General features: G+C 39.9%; 10 protein-coding genes and 1 riboswitch. Of the genes, 8 read left to right on the top strand and 2 right to left on the bottom strand.

Annotation, left to right across the window (positions count from 1 at the left end):
* Nucleotides 1-4 precede the first annotated feature (4 nt).
* Genes VQ643_RS03940 through VQ643_RS03920 form a run of 5 tightly spaced genes read left to right on the top strand, consistent with a single transcriptional unit; the run spans nucleotide 5 to nucleotide 5,045 of the window.
* A complete protein-coding gene (locus VQ643_RS03940; RefSeq protein WP_414197969.1) occupies nucleotides 5-649 on the top strand; it encodes a hypothetical protein in 645 nt (214 codons plus the stop codon).
* Complete coding sequence (locus tag VQ643_RS03935) at nucleotides 649-3,219, top strand: pilus assembly protein (RefSeq protein ID WP_414198020.1); 2,571 nt, start codon at nucleotides 649-651, stop codon at nucleotides 3,217-3,219. Before VQ643_RS03940 ends, VQ643_RS03935 begins: the two co-directional genes overlap by 1 nt.
* Before the next feature lie 47 nt (nucleotides 3,220-3,266).
* Nucleotides 3,267-4,268: a PilC/PilY family type IV pilus protein gene (locus VQ643_RS03930; RefSeq protein WP_414198019.1), complete on the top strand. Its 1,002-nt coding sequence runs from the start codon at nucleotides 3,267-3,269 to the stop codon at nucleotides 4,266-4,268.
* Nucleotides 4,268-4,606 carry a PilY2 family type 4a fimbrial biogenesis protein gene (locus tag VQ643_RS03925; RefSeq protein ID WP_414197968.1) on the top strand — a complete coding sequence of 113 codons (339 nt, stop codon included), beginning with the start codon at nucleotides 4,268-4,270 and terminating at the stop codon, nucleotides 4,604-4,606. The genes VQ643_RS03930 and VQ643_RS03925 overlap by 1 nt, the downstream gene beginning before the upstream one ends.
* A complete protein-coding gene (locus VQ643_RS03920; RefSeq protein WP_414197967.1) occupies nucleotides 4,596-5,045 on the top strand; it encodes a prepilin-type N-terminal cleavage/methylation domain-containing protein in 450 nt (149 codons plus the stop codon). The genes VQ643_RS03925 and VQ643_RS03920 overlap by 11 nt, the downstream gene beginning before the upstream one ends.
* Before the next feature lie 69 nt (nucleotides 5,046-5,114).
* On the opposite strand, the gene VQ643_RS03915 is transcribed toward VQ643_RS03920, so the two are convergent.
* The gene (locus VQ643_RS03915) at nucleotides 5,115-6,458 is read right to left on the bottom strand and encodes a TolC family outer membrane protein (protein ID WP_414198018.1); all 1,344 of its coding nucleotides are present in this window, start codon (nucleotides 6,456-6,458) and stop codon (nucleotides 5,115-5,117) included.
* A gap of 225 nt (nucleotides 6,459-6,683) precedes the next feature.
* Nucleotides 6,684-6,785: riboswitch (TPP riboswitch) on the top strand.
* Nucleotides 6,786-6,852: 67 nt separating this feature from the next.
* Here VQ643_RS03915 and thiC point away from each other — a divergent pair.
* The gene (gene thiC / locus VQ643_RS03910) at nucleotides 6,853-8,736 is read left to right on the top strand and encodes a phosphomethylpyrimidine synthase ThiC (protein WP_414197966.1); all 1,884 of its coding nucleotides are present in this window, start codon (nucleotides 6,853-6,855) and stop codon (nucleotides 8,734-8,736) included.
* A 105-nt stretch (nucleotides 8,737-8,841) separates the two neighbouring features.
* On the opposite strand, the gene VQ643_RS03905 is transcribed toward thiC, so the two are convergent.
* Nucleotides 8,842-9,570, bottom strand: coding sequence for a DUF3298 domain-containing protein (locus VQ643_RS03905; protein WP_414197965.1), 729 nt, complete (start codon nucleotides 9,568-9,570; stop codon nucleotides 8,842-8,844).
* Between the two features lie 104 nt (nucleotides 9,571-9,674).
* On the opposite strand from VQ643_RS03905, the gene VQ643_RS03900 reads away from it, so the two are divergent.
* Nucleotides 9,675-10,298, top strand: a complete 624-nt coding sequence (locus VQ643_RS03900; RefSeq protein ID WP_414197964.1) for an NUDIX domain-containing protein — start codon at nucleotides 9,675-9,677, stop codon at nucleotides 10,296-10,298.
* Nucleotides 10,299-10,363: 65 nt separating this feature from the next.
* Nucleotides 10,364-11,317 carry a bile acid:sodium symporter family protein gene (locus VQ643_RS03895; protein ID WP_414197963.1) on the top strand — a complete coding sequence of 318 codons (954 nt, stop codon included), beginning with the start codon at nucleotides 10,364-10,366 and terminating at the stop codon, nucleotides 11,315-11,317.
* Nucleotides 11,318-11,322: the final 5 nt, after the last annotated feature.

Raw genomic sequence — 11,322 nt, 5'->3', positions numbered from 1 at the left:
TGTTATGAGAAAACAAAATGGATCTGTTTTAATTGTAGTGCTTGTGTTTTTAATAATTTTTACTATTTATGTTATTTCAACAATTAAGGTTTCAAATTATGAAACAGATTATGTAAGGGCTAGAATTGTCAATAAAAGTTTAAGTTATTCTGTAAGCAAGGTTGTGCGTGATGCAGAATATAGGCTATATGGTTCTAGATTCTTAGTGGAAAAAACACAAGCATCAGAAGTGCAATCAATTCATTGTGGTACTGATCTTTCACGTCAGGAACTAGGAAACAATATACCCTGCATGAATATTTATGAAATTGGTCATGACTATAGCGTCTCCCCAGATATTAACCTAAACTCTATAGTTTATAATGATAAAGAATATCCACTTTTTGTACTAAGCTCTTATACATTTTATATAAACCCAAGTGCGTATAATATAAGACATGGCAGGGGTTCTGCTATGAACTCTTATTCTTTTGACGCAGATTGGATGTCAGCTTCGACGGGGCAAGGCTATCACTTCTACAAAATAAAAGGTAGAGGGAAAGAAAAAGTGTTTAGTGTGCCAGATCAGAATTTGGAAGCTTATGAATACAATAAAGACAGAATTATAGAAACTGTATTTGTTAACTTTTCACTTGGAGTTAATAAGTGATGAAATTATTTAATATCTTATCTTTATTTTTTATTTTAACTCCTTTATATGCTTCATCTGAAATATCTAATAGCGCTGATCATCCGCTTCAGATGCCCTTGGATATGCCAGTTAATGTGGAGCCTAATATTATTGTTACCATTGATAATTCGGGGTCTATGGATACAGAAAGAACGCCAGATGGACTAAGTAGTTATGAATTTTGTGTGAAAAGCCATATTTGTAATGTTAGTTTTTTTAATCCGGAATATGATTATAAACTGCCTTACAAATATACTTATGGTGCAAATGGAATTGAATTTGAATTATATGAAAATCCATATCCTAAAAAGTATTATAATGGATATTTAAAAACGAATTTAAGCGATATAAATGATTATGATCTTTATTACTATAAATTAGATCCCAATAAGGTTGTTGGCAGTAAGCAATGCAAAGATAAACCTTATAATGAAGCTCAATGTTTTGAAAAAAGAAATATCCGTACTGACTATGGAGAAGAGGGCGTAAAAAGGTATGCTATTTGGTATAGCTTTTATAGAACGCGCATGCTGGCAGTACAGTCATCTGCTAATATCGCATTTTCACAACTACCCTCTAATATAAGGTTTATTTGGCAAGATATGACTAGCTGTTTCTTACCAGCTAGAGGGAAACAATCTCCAAATGCAATTGAAAACTGTTATATAAGAAGTGAATACTATAATAGGTCTAATTATTTTGAAAAATTCTCTGGTGAGCATAAATATAATTTTTTTAACTGGCTTGCAAACTTGACAGCCCCCGGTGGAACTCCATTACATCTTGTTATTCGAAGAGCAGGTGAATATGTTTCCACTAAAGAAGCTTATATTGATATTCCAGAAGAGTTACAACGCAGAGGGAAAACACCTGAAGAAATCGAGGCGATGTCTTATTCAGACATCCGCAAATTTTTATACGCCGAGGAAGTAGTTGAAAAGTACGGCGAGCCTAAAGTGCATAGCTGTCGAGCAAATTACCATATTCTATTAACCGATGGCGGATGGACTGATAGTAGTGTTGTTGGTAATTATGACGGCTCTAGTATTCAGCTAGGCACATTAGATGGCCAAGGTAGCGGTATTCCTTACACGAATAACAGCCCATATGGGGATAGTCATTCTGGTACTTTAGCAGATACGGCATTTTATTATTGGGCAAGAAAGTTGGTGGACTTGCCAAGTGACCTAGTACCCTATTATGAAGAAGGGGGCGATTTTTGGAACCCAAAAAATAACCCTGCAACATGGCAACACATGTCTAACTTTATGGTCGCTTTTGGTTTAAGTAGTACCTTAGTGACGGACCCAAATAAAAATCCCAATAACTACCCTGTATGGGATGAAACAAAAGACAGACCTACGTTTGAAAATCTAGATGGCAAAGTATGGCCGCCTGTATATGACACCCAAGGAAAAATATATGACTTGTGGCATGCGGCTATTAATACGCGAGGTGAGTTTTTCAGTGTTGATCGACCAGATGATTTGATTATTGCGTTTAATCGAATTATTCAGCGTGTTGGTGAAAGGCAAACCTATGGCACTAGCCCTGCTATAAGCTCAGGGATTGTTGAGGCACAAGATTTAAGTAAGTCCTATAGTGTTTCCTACCAAGCAACCTTTGACTCAGAAGAAGGTTGGACAGGAAATATTAAAGCAACTAAAACTGATGAGAAGGGCAGCTCATCAGCATTATGGGCTGCAGGTGCAAAAGAGCTGTTAGAACGTAGCTTAAGTTCAGAAAAAGATATTGATAGACGAGTGGTTAAAACCTCAATAACAGCAGGTTCTGGTCTTAATATTAAGCATAAAATGATTGATTTCACTTGGAGTGAAATATCTGATGATTATAAATATTTGTTAAATATTAACCCAGACACAAACAAAGATGACAAACTTGGAGAATCTCGTTTACAGTTTATTCGTGGTTCGAATCAGCTAGCGAATGGTGAAATATTTAGAAGAAGAGAATACAGACTCGGAGATATTATTAATTCTAAACCTGTAGTTGTGCATGGGGCGAGTGCTCTACCTATTCTTATGGAAGGCTATACAACTGGAGGAGCTTCACCAAGTTATACTAAGTTTGCAGCCGATATGAAAAATAGAACACCAATGCTTTATGTAGGCAGTAATGATGGTATGTTGCATGCATTTAATGCCAATACAGGTAAGGAAGTATTTTCGTATATTCCACAAGCGGTGATTAAAAATTTAAACAAATTAACTTCGCCTAAATATGGTAAAAAACTACATCAATACTATGTTGATGCTACGCCTGTTGTTTCAGATGTAATTATTAATGGTAGTTGGCGTACTGTATTAGTAGGCACCTTAGGTGCAGGAGGAAAAGGGGTTTTTGCTTTAGATATTACAGAACCTAACAATATAAAACTCTTATGGGATTATACAGATAAAACATTAGAATTAAAACATACCAAGCTAGGTTATACCTATGCTAGTCCAGTGATTATTCCAGTACATGAGTTTTACGACATTTGGAAAATAGATGGTGCTCAGCTAACATTTGATACTCTTGGGGTGTAGTCCTAGGTAATGGCTATGATCCAGATGCGACCCATGGTAGAGGTTCTATAATTTTTGTTGATTTTGCTAATAACATCGGTAGGGAGTGGGCAGTTTTTTATGGCGAGGAAGGGCTAGCCAATGGTATTTCAGGCGTTACTACAGCTGCGTATTTTCGTCGTAAGACAAGAGGAACGGTAATAGATAGACTTTACGCAGGGGACTATCAAGGTAATCTATGGTATGCCTCACCAAAATTAGCGCCTGATACAAACTCATTGCAGAGTGACTTTGATCAGATTAGAGACCCTATCATAGTAGCTAGAGATAAAAATGGTAAAAGGCAAAGTATCACTACTAAACCCAATGTGATGTTTATGGCAAACGGTGATCATTTTTTAACATTTGGCACGGGCCGTTATATAACTAGTTCTGACAAAGTAGATAACTCTGTACAAAGTTATTATGGTATTAAACCTCTTATAGGCTATAGCTCTGGTAGGTTTGAGTTTGAACCTACTCCACGTTCTCGGCTAGCCACTAGAGAAATTAAAGAAAAAGTTGTAAAAATCGATGGAAAAAATCAAGTAGTGCGGGCAATAGAAGGTGAAAATATTGAATTTGTTAAAGTAACAGGATATATCCCTCCTCCTAAGACTGGATTGATGAAATGGTCAGACTACTTTCCAGGTAAGGTAGGTTGGGTTATTGATTTTGACAAGGGACAAAATGAAAGAGTGGTACAAAATGGAGTTTTATTTGGCAAGACACTATTATTTCAATCAATGGTAAGTAGTAAAAATGCTTGTGGCGGGTCTATTTCTTCTTGGACTTATGCCATTGATCCGTTAGAGGGCAGGCAAACTAAAACAAATGTTTTGATTGATAAAAATAGCTTAGATATCAAAAATTTCATTGTGTCAGGTATTAAAACTGATGGTGCTGGCGGCTTTACCTTAGGTAGTACAGATAAAGTAGATATGTTTGAATTATGCACGGGGGCTGGCTGCCAAAGTATATATATAGATGAAGGTACAGTTGGACGTATTGCTTGGGGGAGTAATGAATAATGCCGGTTAAATATTTATTTATAGTATTTGGTTTTATGTTTATTGTTAACTCTTATGCTAGCGATATTAGTGAAACAAACGCTATTGTTCTAGATATTGATTTAGGTAGAAATTTGGTTACTACGGAAAAGTCATCTCTCTATATAAGTAATTCAGTTCTGTTTAATTCTTCTCCGGTTATATATAAGCTAAAGCCAGGTTACTCAATATATTATGTTTATAAAAAAAATACTAACCCTACTGAAGTTTTAAGTTTAGAGTATTATGAGCATGATGAGGATCTTCGTAACTACAATATTGAGGAAGCTAAAAAAAGGAGAATAAGCAATGAAGAGTAATAATGGATTTACGCTGTTAGAACTATTAATTACTATTCTAGTGCTTGCTATTATTAGCTCAATAGCTTTGCCTTCTTATCAAGAATATGCAAAACGTGCAAAGCGAGCTGAAGCTATTGATATGACGTTTGAGGTTATTGCAAGACAAAAACGTTTTCTTATACAGAATTTTTATATGGCTAATGAATTTAAGCATTTAAAGCTTGAAGATAAACTTAAAGAAATGAAATATTATGAGTATGAATTGTCTTGGCCTAAAAATAAAATTTTATATGATGAAGACGGGCATGAAATAACAATCCCCTATGATAAAGAAGATCAGTTTGTTATAACTGCTTACCCTAAGTTTGATGACGCAGAGTGTGGGAATTTAATATATAACTCCTATACTAGCGAATTTACAGCCTCAACCGGCAATAAAAACTGTTGGCGAAATTAATAGGCTTCAAAAATAAGGGTTGTGAGGAATCAGCCCCGAAAGCTAAATAGGCTTATCGGGGCTTTTCTATTATTGAATAGGCGGTAAAAAATCTTTATCTGGATTATAGGAAGGCGATAAATAACTACTTAACGCCATAAGGTCATTTGGACTTAATGTACCTGCCGCTTGCTGCAAACGTAAATTGTTGAGGATATAACTATAACGGGCATCATTGTAATTACGCACAGAAGCATATAGCTGGCGCTGTGCGTCTAATACGTCAACAATATTGCGTGTACCTACGTCATAACCAACTTGTGTTGCTTCAACAGCACTTTGGTTGGAGATAATAGCTTGTTTGCGGGCTTGAATTTGTTCGACATCGGTATTTACGGCGCGATGGTAATTGCGTGTGTTTTGCACAATTTGGCGGCGGATACTTTCGCGTTGTTGCTCTACGTATTCTAAACGGTAAACCCCTTCGCGTACTTGTGAACTAATCATACCACCGGTATAGAGCGGAATGGTTAGCTGTATACCAATACTGCTTTGCTCTGCATTACCACGAAAATGGGGTGCATAAGGAGAGCCGCTGTTGGTAAATCCTAAGGCGTCGTTATCGCCTTTACGGTATTGAATAACAGCATCTACGCTTGGCGCATGGCCAGATTTGCGTTGTTTAACGCTTTCACTTGCAGCATCTACCGCGTAATTAATAGCTTGAAGCTGTAAGTTTTGCTGGGTGGCAGTATCTACCCATTGTTGCGCGTTATTGGGTACAGGTGCTAGCACTGGCAAGCTATGTTTAATACCTTCAATGGCATCTAGTTCGGTATTGGTCAGTGTAGTTAATGCTTCAAAACCATCTTTTACCATGCGTTCTGCCAAGATGCGATTAGCACGGGTGGCATCATAGGCGGCTTGCGCTTGCAGTACATCAGTTTTATCTGTTAAGCCGACTTTAAAAGCTTCATTGGCTTGATCAAACTGACGTTTAAAGGCTTTTTCTTCGGCCTTAGTGGTGGCTAAGTTATCTTGTGCGCGTAAGATGGCAAAATAAATTTCAGCGCTATTGAGGATTAAGCTTTGTTCAACCGCAGATAGCTCAATGGTGGCCTGCTCATTAACGGCCTTGGCCGCTTTCAGTTGATACCAGCGATCTAAGCGAAATAAAGGTTGGCTTAGGCTGGCTTGATAGACATGCCCATTACGGTTGCTGGTATTTTTACTGCCAGGTACTGTACCCACTAAAGGCATATTGCTAGTAGCAGTATTGACTGTAGTACGTGAGCTTTCTATGCCAGCGCCTAAGCCAATTTGTGGTAATAAACCGGCTTTGGCTTGAGGCACGACCTCGCTTTGGGCTTTATAGTTGGCATGTGCTGCGGCAAGGTCAGCATTGTTTTGTACGGCCAGTTGATACACGTCCATTAGGCTGCTAGGTTGAGCCGCCAGTGCAGAAGTGCTGTACATAGCGCTAATGGCTACGACGAGATAGAGCTTACGCATCCTTAATGAGCCTCATAATCAAAGCAATATCGCTTAAGGCTAAAGCTCACTTGAGGATTGGTCAAGTTTACTTATGTATCTAGTTTATAAATCGCTTTATTTGAGAACCAGACTTGCTGTTTTGGGCATCACCTGCGAGACTGTTGCTTGTTCTTGTCGGGGTGCCATAAGGCTGAGATCGGAGTTGTTCCGGATCCCGTTGAACCTGATCGAGTTAAGACTCGCGTAGGGAACAAGATAATTCTGCTGTTATAGGCAGGTTGCCTCTTGCCGTCAGGTCGCCCGACATTTTCGTTCGTGTTCTGGAGAGCCTGATATGAGCCAAAATGTTTCGACACACTTAAGTGAAACTGCACAAGTCGATCAACAATCAATACAACCTTTTCCCAACTCACGCAAAATCTATGTTGAGGGCTCGCGCTCAGACATTCGTGTGCCTATGCGTGAAATTAGTTTAAGCACTACGCCAACTGCCTTTGGTGGCGAAGAGAATGCGCCTGTTTTGGTGTACGACACTTCCGGTCCATACACGGATCCTAATATTACAATTGATGTGCGCAAAGGTTTGGCGGATGTACGTAGCGCTTGGATTGATGAGCGTGGTGATACTGAGCGCTTATCAGGCTTAACTTCAGAGTTTGGGCAAGCGCGGTTAAACAGTGAAGAGCTAGCCAAAATGCGCTTTGCCCATTTACGTAATCCACGCCGAGCTAAAGCTGGGCAAAATGTCACGCAAATGCACTATGCGAAAAAAGGCATTATCACGCCAGAAATGGAGTATGTGGCTATTCGTGAAAACATGAAGCTAGAGCAAGCGCGCGAAGCAGGCTTGCTTGCTCAGCAGCATGCAGGCTTTAGCTTTGGAGCTGCGATTCCAAACGTAATTACCCCTGAATTTGTGCGTGATGAAATTGCCCGTGGTCGCGCTATTTTACCTGCCAATATTAACCATACAGAACTAGAACCCATGATTATTGGGCGTAATTTCTTGGTAAAAATTAATGGAAATATTGGCAATAGCGCTTTAGGTTCATCTATTGAAGAAGAAGTGGCAAAACTGACGTGGGGTATCCGTTGGGGCTCAGATACCATTATGGACTTATCCACAGGCAAGCATATTCACGAAACGCGCGAGTGGATTATTCGTAACTCGCCTGTTCCTGTAGGTACAGTGCCTATCTATCAAGCTCTCGAAAAAGTAAATGGTGTGGCTGAGGATTTAACTTGGGAGCTGTTTCGCGATACCTTAATTGAGCAGGCCGAGCAGGGCGTTGACTATTTTACTATTCATGCGGGCGTATTGCTGCGCTATGTACCACTGACTGCCAAGCGGGTAACAGGTATTGTTTCGCGTGGTGGTTCTATTATGGCCAAGTGGTGCTTAGCGCATCATCAAGAAAACTTCTTATATACGCATTTTGATGAAATCTGCGAAATCATGAAAGCCTATGATGTTAGCTTTTCCTTAGGTGATGGCTTACGCCCAGGTTCTATTGCCGATGCCAATGATGCGGCACAGTTTGGTGAGCTAGAAACCTTAGGTGAGCTGACCAAAAAAGCATGGGCGCATGATGTGCAGTGCATGATTGAAGGCCCTGGCCATGTACCAATGCACATGATTAAAGAAAATATGGATAAGCAACTTGAGTGCTGTGATGAGGCGCCTTTTTATACCCTAGGTCCGTTAACGACAGATATTGCACCAGGTTATGACCATATTACTTCAGGGATAGGGGCGGCAATGATTGGTTGGTATGGTTGTGCCATGCTGTGCTATGTAACACCTAAAGAGCATTTAGGTTTACCGAATAAAGATGATGTAAAAACAGGCATTATTACCTACAAAATTGCTGCGCATGCGGCGGACTTAGCCAAAGGCCATCCAGGGGCGCAAATTCGTGATAATGCACTGAGCAAAGCGCGCTTTGAGTTTCGCTGGGAAGATCAATTTAACTTAGGTTTAGATCCTGATACAGCGCGTGCCTTCCATGATGAAACCTTGCCTAAGGACTCTGCCAAAGTAGCGCATTTTTGTTCAATGTGTGGACCAAAATTCTGTTCAATGAAAATCACCCAAGAAGTGCGTGATTATGCTAATGAAAATGGCTTAACCGATGAGCAAAAGGCTATTGAAGCGGGCTTTAAAGAACAGTCTGAACGTTTTAAAGAACAAGGCTCGTTAATTTATCGTCAGGTGTAAATAGCGCTTTATTGGTTAAGAAAATACCCACTAAGGGCACTTTGCCTTCGAAAGTTAGATTGTTCAGTAACCTTCGAAGGCAAACTTGCAAACAGCTGGGTATTTTTACTGTATGTATTTAGCCTTAATAATTTTACCTAGCATATTTTTCGGTAGTTTGAGTACAGCATTACCCATTGAATAAGGTGCCAGTGCATAGGCGGGGTAATCCAAATAAATCGCTTTGTCAGTTAGAATAATATTGTTTGTACGTTGAAACGGCCATTGCTGTAAAAAGCTTGCTTGGTCTTCAATGCCTTTAGATTTTAACCAATGTAAGTGCGCTTTCTGTGCCAGCTCCCAGAATGCATCTTCTTGGTTTGGTAATAATAAATCCTGCAAGCTTAGGCTAATTTTTTTCTTTGTATCATAGAGTAGTGTAGTGTGGTGTGAGTTACCGTGGGCGCCACCTGTATAGCTGTAGCTTTTAAACTCAAGGGATACTACATCATCCACTTGCCCTTCAAAACTGGCTTGTAACCATGACTGCCAGTTATCTTCAGCGCTGGCCAAAAAGTCAGCGGCATAGGCTTCTAAGGTGCGATTAGCTGATTGTGCAGCAACGTCATCAGCCAAATCTAATAGACGTTGGTTAATAATGCGATTAAGTTCAGGCTGGTTTTTAAATACTAAGGTATCGACATTAACTAATGCACAAAAATCACCTGTGCAGTTAGGGTCAGCTTGTTTTTCCCATTGAATTCGCTCATGTGGGTAATTTGAGGTATGGCTTTGAAATGTTTGACAACCTATTAAAAATACAGCTAATAGGCTTACTATTAAGTAGCGCAACATAGATAACGGTCTCCTATACCGATATTGCTAACGCAGTAGAGGCGTTGGACAGTTTTAATGGGCTAAGTTTATAGGTAAACCAACTAATATTTAAGAGGCTAACTATGTCTGATTTTAAACAAGCGAAAAGTCCAGATATCGAAATAGTGCAGCATGAAACAGCGTTTAAAGGCTTTTATCGTTTGGATAAATATCAGCTTAAACATCGGCAGTTTGCAGGCAATATGGGGCCTGTGATTAATCGAGAGCTTTTTGTGCGTCCAGATGCGGTTTGTGTTTTACCTTATGATCCTCAAACCGATAGCGTAGTTTTGGTTGAGCAATTTCGTATTGGGGCATTAACCAAGTCCAAGCATCCTTGGCTGCTTGAAATTGTTGCAGGCATTATTGACACAGATGAAACGCCACAACAGGTTGCTCGTCGTGAAGCTTTAGAAGAAGCTAATTTGCAGTTGCAGGAGCTTTGGCCTGTAACAAGCTATTATCCTTCCCCAGGTGGCAGTGATGAATATGTGCATCTGTTTGTTGGAAAATGCTCAACTAAAGATGCAGGTGGGGTTTTTGGCTTAGCCGAAGAGGGTGAAGATATCCGCGTGCATGTTTGGTCATTAGATGCTGCTTTAGCTGCCGTAAAAGATGGGCGCATTGATAACGCAGCTAGCATTATTACGTTGCAATGGCTTGCCTTAAATAAACAGGAAGTAGTGAGCCTTTGGCAAGCGAAATAAGAAGGCTTGCTAAGCATTAAAAAAACAGGCTTTAATGCAGTTTTAGTATTAAAGCTTGTTTTGTTATGAAATTACTTTTGCGTTTAAGCCAGTTGATTGTAAAAACCTTTGCCGTTTGGATGCTGTTTCTGAGCGTGGTGGCATTCTATCTTCCAGACTATTTTCAATGGTTAACGGCATATATTCCTTGGATGCTTGGCCTCATTATGTTTGGTATGGGAGCAACCCTTACACCTAATGATTTCAAGGAGGTTTTTCGTCAGCCTAAAGTGGTAGCTATAGGTGTGGTTGCCCAGTTTAGCCTGATGCCACTAATAGCCTTTGCTCTGGCATTAGGTTTTAAGTTGCCCGCAGAGCTAGCGGCTGGCGTTATTCTAGTAGGCGCTTGCCCTGGTGGTACTGCTTCTAATGTGATGGCCTATTTAGCTCGCGGTAACCTGAGTTTATCGGTGGCGTGCACCTCTGTTTCTACCTTACTTGCGCCTGTCCTAACACCTATTATTTTCTATCTTTTAGCAAGCCAATGGATTGAGGTTTCCGCATGGAGTATGTTTATTTCTGTGTTGCAAATGGTTTTATTGCCTATTGTTTTAGGTGTGGCAGTCAATAGTTTATTTCCTAAACTATCAAGCAGCGCTCAAGTGTTTTTACCCTTTTTATCAACCACGGCAATTATCTTAATTGTGGCGGCCATTGTGGCAAGTAGTCGAAGCAAAATTATTGAAGCGGGCGGGCTAGTGTTTTTGGTGGTGATCCTACATAACGGTGCAGGTTGTTTACTGGGTTATGCATTGGCACGTTTATTTAACTGTAGCTTTACTGATAGTAAGACTATTGCTATTGAAGTGGGCATGCAAAACTCAGGCTTGGGTGTTGCTTTATCGGCTGCCTATCTTGGCCCTTTAGCGGCCGTGCCAAGTGCTATATTTAGTGTTTGGCATAATGTATCTGGCTCTTTATTGGCCATGTATTGGGCGCGTAAAAAAGAGCCTCAAACGCATAAAAAAACGCGCTGTTAGGCGCG

Origin of the sequence: Pseudomonas sp. F1_0610, assembly GCF_047470865.1 — a bacterium.
Lineage (GTDB): Bacteria > Pseudomonadota > Gammaproteobacteria > Pseudomonadales > Pseudomonadaceae > JAZDRH01.
This window is presented reverse-complemented; position numbering and strand designations above follow the sequence as displayed.